Raw genomic sequence first — 15,258 nt, 5'->3', positions numbered from 1 at the left:
AAAATAAAACGAGAGAAAGCATGAAACTTATTAAACCATGGCTTGGGCTAGTCTCTTTAGCGGCGCTAAGCCTTGCTACAGCGCAGGCTAGCATGCCTAAAAGCCAAATATTACTTGCTGATTTAAATACACCCTACGGTATGCAAGTGAGTATAGTGAGCGACAAAAACAGCTATAACAACCAACCTTATTTAACAAACCAGGGTATTTATTTCACCCATGAAGTTATTTCAAGCGAGCAAAGTCAAACCGATATTGCCTATTATGATTTAGCAACCAAGCAAGTAAGTAACATAACAAATACGCCAGTGAGCGAATATTCGCCCACTGTTATGCCCTCAAAACAAAGTTTATCGGCTATTGTGGTAGAGCAAGATAGCAAACAAAAGTTGTGGCAATACCCACTCGATACTGAGCAAGCACCGAGCCGTATTTTTGATTGGATTGAACCTGTTGGCTACCACGCATGGGGCGCTCAAAGCGATTTAGTGATGTTTATTTTAGGTGAGCCACATACTTTGCAATATACTTCGGTTGCTGCGGCAAAAGGCGAGGTGGTAGCAAGTAACATAGGGCGTACGCTTATTTATAACAGTAAAACCGCAACATTTTTATTTAGTTACACAAAAAATGATCAGCATATTTTAGCAAGCTTTAACCCGCAATCTAAACAGGTAGAAAATTTACTTAGATTGCCAGAGCAAGTACAAGACTTTATTTTAAAAGATGCTAATACAGTGGCTTATGCGGTTAAAAACCGTGTATATATGCGTAATTTAAGCGGCACCGATGAGGTTTCTCAATGGCTTAACTTAAGCCCATATTGCGAGACAAACATAACGCGAATGAGTTATAAAAACGACAAACTTGCCTTTGTATGCGATGTAAAATAATTCGGACTTTGCAGCGCGTATAGGCTAATGTAATGCACAATTAAACATTAAAGGGATCACCACGTGGCTTATAGTGCAGATGAGTTAACAGAGCAGCTCATTCAGTTAAAGTGCAGAAGTAACTTTAAAATTAAAAACATTGCTGAGTACATGTTAGCAAATTCTAAAGAAGCAATTTATACCCACAGCGAAGCGGGTAAAGGCAAAATTATTATTCGCCCAGCCTTTGAGGTGTTTAGCGATGATTTTGCAACAATTGATGAGGTAACACGAGTACAGGGTTATTTTCATAGTAGCGAGATGACGCGCTTTCCTACACGTATTCACAAAAGTGCGCAGCCGATTCACTATGGTGTGGCCTTTAAAATTAACTCAGAGCAAGCAGCAAAAGACTTTATTGCCAAGCTAACACAGATTATTAACGGGTAAATAAAAGCCGCTGAGTGAATAACTCAGCGGCTTTTTAAATTATGCATATTTACTTTTAATTAAGCTTATTTGCTTTTTAAAAAGTCATTAACTGATGCCAGTTCACGCTCTTTAAGCGCAATACAATCATGGGTACTTTCTTCAAGCTTGCTTAGCGTACGCGCGTAGCCCGGTGTTTCTTCAATTTTATCTTTAAAGAATGCTTGCGTGGTTGCTAAACTTTGTTCATCACAACGCGCGGTCGTAAAGTACGGTAAGTTAGGCACAAAAAACGGCGGTAAGCTTTGTGTTACCTTGTCGTAATTGTTGTATATCCACTCAATAAATAGTGCTTGGCGTGGCTCGCTATAACTTTGACCTGCTAAAATAGTGCGCATATCAGACGCGGTTACTTCATCGGTTAAGGTGTACGCTAATACCTGCTTTTGTAACTGCGCTTTACCCATAAAGCCCATTGCTGCCAGCATGTTTGTGCGTACTTGTGGATCTTTAGTGGTTTTAAAGGTTGCCATAAATTGATCAAGCAAGGCTTTATCCCCATTATAGGCGGCAAGTTTTAAGTAGGTAGCTGCTAAATACGGATCCACTTTTTGCGGATCGTTTAAGTACACTTGCGTTTGCTCTTTTGCTTTGCTGATTACGCGTTGATCTTCGCCATCAAAACCAAGCAAGGACACAACACCCGCACGTAGTTGCGATACTGCACCGTCTTCGCCAGCTTGTGCTTCCAGTGAGTATTTTTTAGCTGCAGGCATTACTGCACTGCGAATAAACTCAGGCCATAACGCTTCGTTGCTTTCATCTTTAAAGGTATTTTTTTGCGATACCAAGTAGCCCAGCGCTGTATTTGCAACACGAGGGTGATCATCGCTCACAAATACTTCTAAGGTTTGCATTAACTTAGCCGCCGATATTACACCCGCATCAAGTAGTGCATCAGTGGCAGAGAGCAGCGCTAAGCGCTCACGATCATTAAGTGCTTGCGGAGCATGTTTTATTAGCGAATCAAATTGCGCATCGTCCATTACCCAGCGGTAATAACCTAGCGCCCCTTCATCGGGATAAATCCACTGTGGCTCAAAATCAAGTGTTAAGGTTTGGCTTTGCTTATTGAGTAAAATACTGGCTGTTTTTACTTTATCACCAGCGCCATATTTTATCCCAACAGGGACATTCCAAAGCTGTGCGGGTGCATCTACACCGGCATTAGCAAAGCGGCTTTGCGATATAGTAATTTTTTTACCGTCTTGTTTTACATCTACAAGCGGATAAGAAGACTGTTCAATAAATGATTTTAAAACACTCGCAACATCTTTATTAGAAGCTTTACCTAGTGCTTCCCATAAATCAGCTGCTTCGGCGTTTTTATACGAGAATTTCTTTAAGTAACTTTGAATCCCTTTTTGGAATGCGTCTTCACCAATCCAGTTTTCAACCATAGCCAGTACTGCGCTGCCTTTACTGTAGGCAAGCCCTAAACCATCCATAATATCGGCTTCGGTTTTAATCGGTTTACGAATCGGCTTAGTGCTTAAGCGAGCATCTAATGCCATTACGTTGTTTTGTGGTAAATCGAGGTGAGATTCAAATTCTGGATTAAGCTGTTTAGTAATTTTTGCCGCCATCCAGCTGGCAAATGCTTCGTTTAACCATAAGTCGTTCCACCACTTCATGGTAACTAAGTTACCGTACCATTGATGGGCAAGCTCGTGAGCAATAATCGACACATTGCGCTGTTTTTTACTGCGTGTAGCGGCTGCTAAATCAACCAGTAATATATCTTCGCGGTAGGTTACTAGGCCTGAGTTTTCCATTGCGCCAAAAGGAAACTCGGGTACTGCTACCGAGTCGAGCTTTTTATAAATATAAGGAATACCAAAATACGCCTCAAGTGCAGCAAGTACTTTTGGCATGTTCTCTTTTGCGTAATCAGCTAAATGAATTTTACCCTGCGGGGTAATAACACGCCCTGGAATTGGCATATCTTTTATTTCAAGTTCTTCAAAAGGGCCCACGGCCATAGCCACTAAATAAGAAGGAATAGGTGGCGTTTTATCAAAGTAATGCGTCGTCATCTCGCCGTTAACTGTGGTTTTAAGCTCTGGCGTATTGGCATAAACCTTTTGTGACGTTGGCGCTGTAATCGTTAACTGAAACGGTATTTTATAACTTGGTTCATCAAATACTGGAAATGCACGGCGTGCATCATTCATTTCAAACTGAGTAAATAAATAAGGTGTGCCCTGATCAATTGTTTTGTATAAGCCCACACTTTGGCGATTATACGGCGCCGAAAAATCTATTTTTAGGGTGTACTTACCCGGTTGAATTTGCTCATCACAGCTAAATTTTACTTTTTCTGTTTTTAGCATTTCGTTATTTAAGTCGCAGTTTTCATCGCCTAGTAACTGCGCCATTTTAACAGCGTAAGCCACGCCGTTAAGTTCAATGTAATGAGTGGGTTTTAATACTTCTAGGGCTATTTCTGTCATCCCTGTAAAGGTGTCTTGGCTTGGGTCGAGTGTTAACGACACCTTTTGTGAACTTGGTTTAGCAAGCTTTTCGATAACGAACTCGTTAGCGTTGGCAGTAGTCATTGCTAAAGCAACACTCACTGTTAATAGGCTTTTTAAAAACATAGTGATCCCTAGATTGTTGTTGTTAGAAACTGACTCAAACAGGCATTTCTATGCCCTTAAAAATTGAGATTTAGATATCCTAGCAGTTTTTTTTATGAGAGTAATTTAATAAAGTGGCTGCTTGGATTTAAAATAGTAACAAATAGTGTCAGTGGCTCTGGCGCTGCTTAAAGCGCTGCCAATGCAGCTGTGGGTTAATGGTGCGAATTTGCTGTATTACGTTGTTTAGTAAGGCGGTATCGTCAAATTTATCATTGGGGTATTCGTTAAACCCCATTAAATAATTAAAGGCGTCTTTTGAATTAGCCTGTAATGCGTAAATACGTACTTGTTGCTCAAAATTAAGCCGTAGGCTGCTTATAGCGGTTTTCATACCGAGTTGATCAACAGTGGGAATGGCACATTTTTGCAAATAACCCGCACGCTCACCTTCACCAGTAAACCAAATGCGTACTTTTTCGCTGTAACGGCCAGACTTAGCCGGTAAATCAAACAACAAACGTGTGTGATTATGTGCTTTAACAAAGGCAATAAAGTCGTTAAGCCCTGCATCAACTAAGGCTTGATGCACCGGAACCAAGCGCGCTTTTATTTTTCCATTAGTATGAAAATTAAAACATAAAATGCCATTTTTAAGCTCAAGATCGTCAAGCGTTAAGCAGCCAATTTCATCGCTATATGCGCCACTGTAATAGGCAATTAAAGGCAACCAAAAATGCCAATGCTTTGCTTGCTCTCTTGCTACTTTAAAGTCGCCATAAATATAGCCGTTATAAAGCGTATGCAGTTCCATTGCTGAAAAAGGGCGGCGGCCAAGATGGGTTTTCAACGTAATCCCTTGAAATTAATGACATGTTATATTTTATACTTAAAACAGATAAACATGCGAGTATCGATTCTAGTATTTATGTTTTTAGCTACAAAACAAAAACACCCACTTAAAAAGCAGGTGTTGTATTCACTATTTAATTTATAGTGGCAGTTATTCGCTAAGTGCGCGTGCTAAGCCAACAGGCTCTATTTCTACACACACTTGGTCGTCATTCCAATTTAAACCAACTAATGCGCTGTCTTCGTTTAAATCTTCTACCCACTCATCTAAAAACTCATCTAAATTAATTTCTACAGGCGTAAATTCTTGCCACTCTTCTTTACACTGGGCTTTTGCTGCGTCTTCGCTTTCCCATAAAAGCAGTACATCCGTTTCGGCAAACTGGTTAGATTCGCACACTACAAAGCCGCCGTCGTCGCCACCTAACGCCCACACTTGCTCGCTTAAACGTACTTTTTCTACAAAGCTAACTAGTTGTGATTCAATTTCAATATCGCTCATGTGTTTACCTTATTTGTTTAGAGTCTGGGATCGGTGCTTACTGCAGCTTGACGCGTGCCATAGTCGTTATAAAAACTGACTAAAGCAGCGTGTTGGCTAAAGTCTGTTAATTCACGAAAGCAAATCCAATCAAGTAGGCAGTATAAACTGATGTTAAGGCATTCACAGCCTTTAAATTCATCATCGTTTAAATGACTATTTAAATAGCTTAATGTTTGTGCAATTCGTTCGTTTTGCAGATTAAAAAATAATTTATCGTCGTTAGTATCAAACCCTGAGCGTCTGCTAAGTGCTAACTCTACTAACGAGTCGTTACAGGCGTTAATAATATTAAGTAGGTGCTCTTGCGACCAGCTTAGTGGTGTTTTACCAGCCTTGGCGATAAGGTAACGTAAAATAATGGTTGAATCGCTTAGCGTTAAATCACCATCAATTAAAACCGGTATTTTTCTTCCTGGGTTGTTACTGGCTAAGGTAGGGCGGTCTTGCTCAGAAAAAATATCTAGGTTTACTAGCGCTAAGTCAACATTGTTTTGTGCTGCCCACATTCTTACTCTGCGCGCAAATGGAGAAGGGTTAGATCCTATAAGTTTCATAATTGCTCCTAAAAAAAGCCGCATAAGCGGCTTTTTGTGTTGCGATAAGTCAACGTTATTCTGAGCGGCTTGTCACTTCTAGTAAGTGATAGCCAAACTGTGTTTGTACAGGGCCTTGTACTTGATTAATTGGCGCTGAAAATACAACTTTATCAAACTCAGGTACCATCATACCAGGGCCAAACTCGCCAAGTGCTCCGCCGTCTTGACCAGAAGGACAGTTTGAATATGTTTTTGCAAGCTCTGCAAAGTCTTCGCCTTGTTCAATCTTAGCTTTTAAATCTAAGCACTCTGCTTCGCTGTCTACTAAAATGTGCCTTGCACTTGCCACTGCCATAAAATCTCCTGTTTAAAGTTGGTGTATTTAACCATTAAAGCCAGTCTAGTTAGTTTTAACTCGCAGTACCAGTATAAACTTAATTGATGAGTAGCGTATTTTCAATTGCATCAATTAATTCTTTTGAATTAGGAGCTACTTTACTGTTAAAGCGTTTAATTGTTTTGCGATCAGCTGAAACTAAATATTTATAAAAGTTCCAGTTAGGTGAGCTGGTTTGCGCGTTTAAGTGTTTAAATATTGGATTTGCATCACTGCCGCGAACTTCGCTGGTAGTAAACATAGTAAAAGTAACGCCGTAATTAATAAAACACACTTTTGCTATGTCTTTTTCATCGTTTTCTTCTTGAAAAAAATCATCAGATGGAAAACCTAATACCACTAAACCTTTGTCTTTGTATTGTTGGTGTACTTTTTCAAGGCCTTCAAATTGAGATGTAAAACCACAATTGCTAGCCGTATTTACAATGAGCAACGGGCGGTTTTTAAATTGGCATAAGTTTAAGGATTCTTTTGAGCGCAGCTTACGTATCTCTACATTTGTAAAGTCTTCACATTGTTGCTGCTGTTGTTTGCTGGGTAACGTGTCATTTGCTTGGGCAGCTAAGCTCGTAATAAAAATACTGAGCCCTAGTATCGTTTTTTTTAACATACTCAACGCCTAAATTTATAATTGTTTGACTAGTCTATCTTACGCTAATATGCACAAAAGTGATCAACAATATTAAGCTGTTATGACTACACGTTTAGCCACTATAGAAGATTTACCTGCCATTGTCGCAATATACAACGAAACGATCGCCTCGCGTATGGTGACCGCCGATACCGAAGAAGTATCGGTACAGAGCAAACGTGAGTGGTTTAATAGCCACACCGATAAACGGCCTATTTATGTTTATTGCGAAAATGACCAAGTACTTGCTTGGCTAAGTTATAAATCGTTTTATGGGCGCCCCGCATACGATGGCACCGTCGAAATGAGCATTTATATTACCAAAGCGGCGCAAGGTAAAGGGCTTGGCAAAAAGCTGATGGAGTTTGCCCAAATAGAGGCTAAACAGCTAGGAATTGATGTATTGCTTGGTTTTATATTTAGCCACAACTTACCAAGTATTAAGTTATTCAAGCACTTTGGTTTTAGCGTATGGGGTGAGTTGCCTCATATCGCGGTAATGGATAACATACGCTACAGTTTAACAATATTCGGTAAGCATCTACCAAAATAGTTGTGGAGCTTATCGGTAAAAAAATCAAAATTAAGTCTAACAACCTATACCAACTAAGAAATTATAGGCTACGCTATTAACATATAAAGTGTTTACGATAGTGTGGCTTAATGAGTCGAAAAATTTTAATTGTAGATAGCAGCAGTGTTATCGCAATGAGAGTGAAAGTTTTACTAGAATTAATAGGTTGTGAGGCTGAGCTCGTTCATTACTCTATGATTGATTTATACTCTAACACCAGCCAGTATGACTTGGTAATTGGTGCTTACGGAGTACCGTGTGAAGTAGTAAAGTCGTTAGCTCAAAAAATCTCACAAGACCGCTGTGTATTACTTGCCCCTAAAGCCGAAAGCGGTGAGCAACTTAGCGCCTTTAGCGAGCTTAATAAGTTAGTCCCAGATGCAACGGTTATTTATCCGTTTTTTTCAAATAAAGAAATTACCTCATTACTCGAAAACCTCTTAGAGCTTGGCTCTAGCCACGTTTTAAAACTCCCCACTATTTTACTTGTTGATCATATGCCTGAGCGCCTTGAAAAAATGAAAAGTAATTTAGTCGGGGCGCATATCAAAACGCTAACCGCAACCAGCGCAACCGAAGCGGTGGCAGTGGCGAATGAAAACAGTATAGATATTTTAATTAGCGATTTTAGCTTTGAAGATGGCACCGGTTTAAATATTTTTTCTGCTATTAAAATGTCTCAGCCAGATTGCCGATGCTTATTGTTTACCGCACGCCCTGAGCAAGTTTCAATGATTGAGGCAATTCGTAAAGGGGTTGAAGATGTTTTAATAAAGCCTCTAACCGATAGCGTACTGCTGCAATCGGTACATAAATTGTGGCAAACAGAGCTTTTAAAACGCCGTAACGCTGAGCTAGTTGAGCGTTTACAAGATACCGTTGATGCATTAATCGAAAAAGACAGCCTACTACAAGTTATTTATAAAAATACCCCTGACGCCATTATGCTATTTGAACGCAGCGGCAAAGTAATAGAAGCAAACGATGCCTGCTTAAGGCTGTTTAAGCTACCCTTTGACAAACTCGCGGGCTTTTCGGTATTTGAATTTTTAGATGAGGAATCAAGTGCTGAAATAAAAAATAAAATCAGCACACTCAATCGTAACCGCCAATTTAGTAGCGACCTACGTTTGCAAAAAACAGACGGCGGGTATATTCCGCTGGTTGGCTCGTTTAACGAAATAGACCACCATGGCGAAATTGCGTTGGCGGTTATATTTAAAAATGTAACTCACTTAAAACAAAAAGAAGAATTACTCCTTGAAGCCAAAGACCTACTTGAGGAGCAAGTGCGAGCTCGTACTTCGCAGCTAGAGCATGCTAAAAATGTGGCCGAAGCTGCCAATTTAAGCAAATCGGAATTTTTGGCTAACATGTCGCACGAGTTACGCACCCCTATGCACTCTATATTAAGCTTTTCTCGATTTGGTTTGAGTAAGTTAGAAGCGGGCGATTTTGCTAAAGATAAACTCTTAAAATATTTATCTCGTATTGAAAGCAGCGGCGAGCGTTTACTGTCGTTATTAAACAACTTACTTGATTTATCTAAATTGGATGTAGGGAAATTTCCATTTAACCCACGTCCATACAATATAGAAAGCATTATAAAAACCAGTATTGATGATGTCTCTGGTACGGCTATGGAAAAAGAAATTGAAATTGTTTTTTCAAAACCCGGGCCAGTGGTTGTGCAGTGTGATGAAGAGCAAATTAATCAGCTATTGCGCAATGTTTTAGGTAACGCACTTAAATTTAGCGAACCTAAAAGTCGTATTGAAGTGAACTTAATGGCTGATCAAGATAGCGCCATTATTGATGTAGTAGACAATGGAATAGGTATACCTGAGGATGAATTAGAGCACGTGTTTACTAAATTTGTACAAAGCAGCAAAACGAACAGTGGCGCTGGTGGTACTGGTTTAGGGCTTGCGCTTTGTAGAGAGTTTGTAGCGCTTCATCAAGGCGAAATTACGGCAAGTAATAATAGCGATGGTGGTGCAACAATTAGGATTCAGGTACCCCTAGAAATAGATTTAGATGAGCATTTAGCCGATGATAAGCTAGCAGTGCAAGATAGCTAATTATATGTGTAAGTAATGTTTAAATAATATTTAATTGGATGATGAAAATATGGCCTTAACTAAAATTCTTGCTGTAGATGATGAACCTTTCAACCTTGAAATTATTGAAGAAATTTTAGAAGATCTTGATTTCGAATTACAAGTTGCCACAAGCGGCCCTGAGTGTTTAGCCATGGTTGAAGGCTACATGCCCCAAGTTATTTTACTTGATGTAAGTATGCCGCAAATGAATGGCTACGAAGTGTGTAAAGCATTAAAGGCGAATCCGAATACCGCGCATATAATTGTTATGTTTGTTTCCGCTAGAGGAACGGTGGAAGAGCGTATGGAAGGTTACTCAGTCGGTGCTGAGGATTACATTGTAAAACCGTTTGGGCATGATGAGCTTAAATCAAAACTTAAAAACTTAAACCAAGTATTAATAGAAAAACAAAGCCTTGAAAAACAAGTAGAAGATGCAACATCTACGGCATTTAACGCTATGGCAAACAGTAGCGAAATGGGGCAAATAGTTAACTACATTGAAAACATTGGTTTTATTAATAATCCGCAAGATTTAGGTAAAGCCTTAATAGACTGCTTACAAACGTTTGACCTACAAAGTAATGTTGAATTTAGACATGGCGATACAATAGAGCACTTTGCCCTTAATGGAGTGTGTTCGCCGATTGTAATTGAGCTGTTTGATATGCTTAAAAACAAAGGTCGCTTACATGAGTTTTCTCACCGAATATTAGTTAACTACGAGATGATTAGCTTATTAATTCTGAACATGCCAGATCACGACCCAGATAAACACGGGCGTATTCGTGACCACGTTTGTTTTATTGTCAGTGTGACTGAGCAGCAGTTACGTGCAATTATGACCAAGCAAATGCTTGAGTCGCAGCAGCAAAAGCTAAATGATGTAGCCAGCACAGTGCATAGTAAGTTTCATGGCTTGATTGGGTTACTAAACGAAAACCGCGAAAGTAACGAAAAAGTATTCAAGCAATTACAAGAAGACCTTGAAGTGCGCATACCCACAATGGGATTAGATGAAGACCAAGAGGTGTTTATTTATAAAAAAGTGGACGAAACTATTCAAAATTCAATTGCCAGAGAAGAGTCGGTTAAACAAGTTAAAGCCGCCTTTGCTGAAATTGAACAAGATTTATCTTTGTTACTTAAAAAATAAACCTCTCATAATAAGGCTTACCAGAGTGATTTACGCATCACGAGGTAAGCCTTTTTCGACAATTCTAATTAGGCGCTGTGTTTTACGAAGTTGTTCTCGTTGTTTATTATTTTGTTGCTCAAGCGCCCACTCTATATGCTCTTTTACTAGCTGCGAGCTAGACTCATGTTTGCTTTCTAAAGCGTTAATAATGCTAGGACTAAAATCGGCATTGCCTAAACCCACCGCTAAATTACGCAACCAACGTTCGTGTCCAATACGGCGAATAGGGCTGCCTTCGGTATTTTTTAAAAAAGTAGGTTCGTCCCAGGCAAATAGCTCGAGTAAGTCTTTGTTTTTTAATTGCGTACGGGGATGGAAGTCTTGCTCATCGGTAATTTGACCATAACGGTTCCATGGGCAAACCAATTGGCAATCGTCGCAGCCATAAACTCGGTTCCCCAATAATGCACGGTATTGCTCAGGTATAGGCCCTTGGTGCTCAATGGTTAAGTACGAAATACATTTGCGTGCATCTACCACATACGGCTCTACAATTGCGCCTGTTGGGCAAAGGGTAATGCAAGCTACACATTTTCCGCAGCCTTCAAACGTGTTTTCATTATCTATTGGCAGCGGTAAATCAACAAAAAGCTCACCTAAAAAAAACCACGACCCAGCTTCTTGGTTTATTAATAAAGAGTGTTTACCTCGCCAGCCCAATCCCGCTTTTTCAGCAAGCTGGCGCTCAAGCACAGGCGCAGAGTCTACAAATGGCCTAAAACCGTAATCGCCAATTTCTTGTTCTATTTTTTGGCCCAGCTTTTTTAGTCGGTTGCGCATTAATTTGTGATAGTCACGCCCTAATGCGTAGCGGCTAATGTAGGCTTTTTCAGTGTTTTTTAGTGTTTTGGCAAAACTAGCATCAGGAGGCAGGTAGTTCATTTTTACCGAAATAACCCGCTGGGTACCAGGGACTAGTTCAGCAGGGCGTGCGCGTTTCATGCCGTGGGCTGCCATATAATCCATGGAGCCATGGTAGCCCGCATCTAACCAGCGCTGTAATTGTGCTTCGTGTTTAGATAGGTCAATATCGGTAATACCCACCTCACTAAAGCCGAGTTCTTGGCCCCAGGCTTTAATATTTTTGGCTAGCTGTTGGTAGTTGGGGGTTGAGTTACTCACACACATTACACACTTAAATAATTAGCTGCGTAATTTACCATATTTATAAAGCGCTGTTGAATGTTGCCAGTTAAAATATTAAGGCAATATACCGCTCGGCTTTTGTTTTGTAATTGCTTATTGCACAAAACGCTTTAATTGCTGTTGCGTTTGTTGGCTAAGTGCATGTGATTGCTGGCTATTACTTAGCGCATGATCAATAGCGCTTTTAGCTTGCTCGCCTAAGGTAACAATTTGCTCTACCGATTGGTGAGTGTGCTGCTGCGCTTGCTCTAGCGTATGCACCGCATCCGCTATTTGCTGTAGCTGCTGTTGGTTTTGTTCAAACTCGCTTAGCATTGTTTTAAACCCTTCAGAGGTATTACTAATGGCGCTTTGTGCGGTACTTGAGTGGCTAATTAACTGCTCACTTTCTTGGTTGGTTTCGTTAACCAGTTCATTCATTTGGTTAATAAAGTCGCTTATTTGTCGGGTTGCGCCACTTACTTTTACCGATAATGTACGTACTTCATCAGCAACAACAGCAAATCCTCTGCCAGCTTCGCCAGCGCGTGCCGCTTCAATGGCAGCGTTTAGTGCCAGTAAATTAGTTTGATCCGAAAACTCCTCAACCATTTTTAAAATGCTGCGAATGTTTTCGCTGTTTTCTTTAAGGCCAGACACCGTTTTAGAAAATCTTTGCAGCAAGGTACCAATAAGCGACACTTTATCGACTAAGCTTGCAAGCTCTTGCGACGAAAGCTTAACAAAGTCTAAGTGCTCGCTGTTTACGCTATGCACGCTGTCGGTATTGCTCACTATGCCCTCTAAGCTTTGCACTATTTGGTTACTCGCATTAATAATATTGTGGCTTAGCTGAGTTTGCTGCTCACTTAACTGCTGCGTATTTTGCATAGCGGTATTTACATCAACATTACTTTGCTCGCTGGCTTTAGCGCTGGCGTGAGTTGTACTTAGCAAATCACTTAAGTGGTTAGTAAATAAGTTATATTGCGTACTTAGTTCTTTAAATTCGTCAAAAGAAAATTGCGGTAAGTTGGCGGCTAAATTAGCCTCTTGCTGGTTTATGTTTACTAAAGTGTCGCACATAGCTTTTACAGGGCGCACTATTAAATAGCGCATATAAAAAATAGTAAAGGCAAAGCCCGCTACAATAACCAAGGTTAACAACCAAAATGCGCTAGTACTGTGCTGCTCGCTTAAGCTTTGATATAACCAAAATAAGGTAATGGCCTGAAACAAAAAAACAAAGCTTAAATTACCCACTATTTTACGCGTAAGCGTATAAAAAAATGTTCGCTCAATATAATTATAAAATTGCATTACACCACTCATTTATTGCTTACCCATCTAGGGCGTGTTGACCTTTGATGGTTGAATTTGCAGCAGTATGTTTGGCTTTTAGGCAAGGCAGAGCCTATGAAGTGTGGTTATTCCCCATAAATAGGCGATAACGCTGCATAAATGCCAAACATGCGCTGCCCTTTGGGTTCTGCCTAAGGGCGATAAACTCTTTGTTACTCGGTTTTTACTTAGCCCACTAGGTTACAGGCCTCGCGCCGCGATTTAATCGCCCCTAGATTGAACAAATTTCAATCCGCAAAGCAACACGCCCTAGCTAGATTATCGACTAAGTTACCGTTAACTCAAGTAATAATGTTTGCTAAATATTTTTTAGAACGAGCGGGGTAATTAGTAAAAATACCATGCACCCCAATTTTAAGCATAAAATCCATGTCTTCTGGCCTATCTACGGTGTAGGCGTAAACTTGCAGGCCTCGTGCTATGGCATCATCTACAAAAGCTTTATTTACAAAGCTTTTGTCTACATGAACACTATACGCATTTAACTGTTGAGCAAACTGTGCATAATTTAATGGAATTGATGAGGTTAACGCGCCAATGTGTAACCACGGTAACCTATTTTTAAGCCAATGAATTTGATGGTGATCAAACGACGACACTAAAATATTACCTTTAGTAATAACGCCTTTAGCAATATTATTGTTTAAAATAGTGGCAAACTTTTCAAGCTCAAAGGTATGTTTAAGCTCTATATTGAGTAATGTTTTATTGTTATTCCAATCAAGTAATTGCTGTAGAGTGGGGATTTGCTCGCCGTTACCGGCATCCAACAGACTAAGTTGCTGCGCGGTAAAGTCGCTTACTTTACCGTGCCCGCTGGTGGTTCTATCTAGCCACGAGTCGTGTATGAGCATATAGTCATCAAGCGCACTTTGAATATCAACTTCAATGCCATCCACCCCTACATTTAACGCTTCTAAAATAGCGATTTTAGTGTTTTCAGGGTAATTGCCGCTTGCCCCTCGGTGCGCAAATATTTTCATTTTCTAGCCTTTTGAGTAATAGACCATGTTTCAAAACAGGCTGCACTGACTATAAGTGCACCGCCAATAAGTGTTAGTAGCGTTGGCCGCTCATGAATAATAACAATAGCCAACAAAGTGCCGTAAAGCGGCTGCAAGCATGAAATTAGCCCCGCAGTAGCTGCCGATAAGTGCTTTAAACTCGCTGCAAACAGCGAGTGCGGTGTAGCGGTAAAAATAATACCCGCCACAGCAATTAAAATAAGGTCGTGGTTACTCACCTCATACACAGGGACCTTAATAAATGCGCAAAGCATAACACTTGCCACTAAGGTTTGATAAAACATGGTTTGTGGGCCGCCATACTGGCTAAAAAAGCGCTTATGGGTAATATTTCTAATCGAAAAAAACAAAGCCGAAACCACACCCATAATAACCCCTAAGGTTACATCGTCGCCTAAATTTGCGCTGGGTACGAGTAAATATATACCAAATACAACCACAGCTGCGCTTATAATATCTTTTGCTTGGGGCCTGCTTTTATTAAACAAGGGCTCTAAAAATACCGTCATTACTGGGTAGCTAAAAAAAGCCAGCATACCCACAGTTACGCCCGCCATTTGCATGCCTGCAAAGTAAGTAACCCAATGCATGCCTACTGCCACACCTAAAAATAACGCAATGAGGTAATCTTTTGGTTTGTTTAACTTAATTTGTTTTTTTTGAAAATACAGCATAGCCAAAATTGCCATGCCAGCAATAGCGGTACGATACACCGTAATATCAATTGCATTTAACCCTATTAACTTTGCAAAAAGGGCGGTGCCCCCAAAAAGTAACACGGCAATATGTAAGTAAATCAGGCTTTGCTGTTGTGGCTGCATTTAAATGAGAACTCCTTTTTTATTATCTTATCACTGGGTGCGAACTCACAGGATGAAATTTTTAAAACATGACAAATGTCAGCAAAGTTAATGACATTTCACACTCTTATTATTTTTTGGCTTTGGCATAGTTAACTTATCTTAATGGGAG

The 15,258-nt window shown here is 40.1% G+C and carries 15 protein-coding genes; 5 read left to right on the top strand and 10 right to left on the bottom strand.

What is annotated here, in order from left to right; all coding sequences use genetic code 11:
- Window positions 1-20: 20 nt before the first annotated feature.
- Both CWC04_RS05995 and CWC04_RS05990 read left to right on the top strand, forming a co-directional pair.
- Window positions 21-893, top strand: a complete 873-nt coding sequence (locus tag CWC04_RS05995) for a TolB-like translocation protein (RefSeq protein WP_138684898.1) — start codon at window positions 21-23, stop codon at window positions 891-893.
- 63 nt (window positions 894-956) lie between these two features.
- Window positions 957-1,322, top strand: coding sequence for a hypothetical protein (locus CWC04_RS05990; RefSeq protein WP_004589427.1), 366 nt, complete (start codon window positions 957-959; stop codon window positions 1,320-1,322).
- 65 nt (window positions 1,323-1,387) lie between these two features.
- Here CWC04_RS05990 and CWC04_RS05985 read toward each other — a convergent pair whose 3' ends face one another.
- From CWC04_RS05985 to CWC04_RS05960, 6 genes are all read right to left on the bottom strand, one after another.
- Window positions 1,388-3,961, bottom strand: a complete 2,574-nt coding sequence (locus tag CWC04_RS05985) for a M1 family metallopeptidase (RefSeq protein WP_138684897.1) — start codon at window positions 3,959-3,961, stop codon at window positions 1,388-1,390.
- Window positions 3,962-4,109: 148 nt separating this feature from the next.
- Complete coding sequence (locus CWC04_RS05980; protein WP_004589429.1) at window positions 4,110-4,790, bottom strand: site-specific integrase; 681 nt, start codon at window positions 4,788-4,790, stop codon at window positions 4,110-4,112.
- A gap of 153 nt (window positions 4,791-4,943) precedes the next feature.
- On the bottom strand, window positions 4,944-5,294 hold the full coding sequence (locus CWC04_RS05975) for a DUF2750 domain-containing protein (RefSeq protein WP_004589430.1): 351 nt from the start codon (window positions 5,292-5,294) through the stop codon (window positions 4,944-4,946).
- 17 nt (window positions 5,295-5,311) lie between these two features.
- The gene (locus tag CWC04_RS05970; protein ID WP_064384752.1) at window positions 5,312-5,890 is read right to left on the bottom strand and encodes a glutathione S-transferase family protein; all 579 of its coding nucleotides are present in this window, start codon (window positions 5,888-5,890) and stop codon (window positions 5,312-5,314) included.
- 55 nt (window positions 5,891-5,945) lie between these two features.
- Window positions 5,946-6,227: a peptidylprolyl isomerase gene (locus tag CWC04_RS05965; RefSeq protein ID WP_004589432.1), complete on the bottom strand. Its 282-nt coding sequence runs from the start codon at window positions 6,225-6,227 to the stop codon at window positions 5,946-5,948.
- Window positions 6,228-6,306: 79 nt separating this feature from the next.
- Window positions 6,307-6,879, bottom strand: coding sequence for a glutathione peroxidase (locus CWC04_RS05960; protein ID WP_004589433.1), 573 nt, complete (start codon window positions 6,877-6,879; stop codon window positions 6,307-6,309).
- An 82-nt stretch (window positions 6,880-6,961) separates the two neighbouring features.
- Between CWC04_RS05960 and CWC04_RS05955 the strand changes: the two genes are divergently transcribed.
- The 3 genes from CWC04_RS05955 to CWC04_RS05945 all read left to right on the top strand — a co-directional run bounded on the left by CWC04_RS05955 (window position 6,962) and on the right by CWC04_RS05945 (window position 10,732).
- A complete protein-coding gene (locus CWC04_RS05955) occupies window positions 6,962-7,453 on the top strand; it encodes a GNAT family N-acetyltransferase (RefSeq protein ID WP_138684896.1) in 492 nt (163 codons plus the stop codon).
- Window positions 7,454-7,563: 110 nt separating this feature from the next.
- A complete protein-coding gene (locus tag CWC04_RS05950; protein ID WP_138684895.1) occupies window positions 7,564-9,555 on the top strand; it encodes a sensor histidine kinase in 1,992 nt (663 codons plus the stop codon).
- A 49-nt stretch (window positions 9,556-9,604) separates the two neighbouring features.
- Window positions 9,605-10,732 carry a response regulator gene (locus CWC04_RS05945; protein WP_024033288.1) on the top strand — a complete coding sequence of 376 codons (1,128 nt, stop codon included), beginning with the start codon at window positions 9,605-9,607 and terminating at the stop codon, window positions 10,730-10,732.
- Window positions 10,733-10,762: 30 nt separating this feature from the next.
- On the opposite strand, the gene queG is transcribed toward CWC04_RS05945, so the two are convergent.
- From queG to CWC04_RS05925, 4 genes are all read right to left on the bottom strand, one after another.
- On the bottom strand, window positions 10,763-11,896 hold the full coding sequence (gene queG / locus CWC04_RS05940) for a tRNA epoxyqueuosine(34) reductase QueG (protein WP_055252897.1): 1,134 nt from the start codon (window positions 11,894-11,896) through the stop codon (window positions 10,763-10,765).
- A 117-nt stretch (window positions 11,897-12,013) separates the two neighbouring features.
- Entirely contained in the window at window positions 12,014-13,231 is a 1,218-nt protein-coding gene (locus tag CWC04_RS05935) for a methyl-accepting chemotaxis protein (protein WP_004589438.1), read from the bottom strand.
- Window positions 13,232-13,542: 311 nt separating this feature from the next.
- Window positions 13,543-14,244, bottom strand: coding sequence for a glycerophosphodiester phosphodiesterase (locus tag CWC04_RS05930; RefSeq protein ID WP_138684894.1), 702 nt, complete (start codon window positions 14,242-14,244; stop codon window positions 13,543-13,545).
- Entirely contained in the window at window positions 14,241-15,107 is an 867-nt protein-coding gene (locus CWC04_RS05925; protein WP_054982831.1) for a DMT family transporter, read from the bottom strand. Before CWC04_RS05925 ends, CWC04_RS05930 begins: the two co-directional genes overlap by 4 nt.
- Window positions 15,108-15,258 lie beyond the last annotated feature (151 nt).

The sequence above is a fragment of the Pseudoalteromonas sp. S2893 genome, assembly GCF_005887105.1.
GTDB lineage: Bacteria > Pseudomonadota > Gammaproteobacteria > Enterobacterales > Alteromonadaceae > Pseudoalteromonas > Pseudoalteromonas atlantica.
The sequence above is the reverse complement of the archived record's forward strand: the minus strand, read 5'-3'. Positions and strand labels throughout refer to the sequence as shown.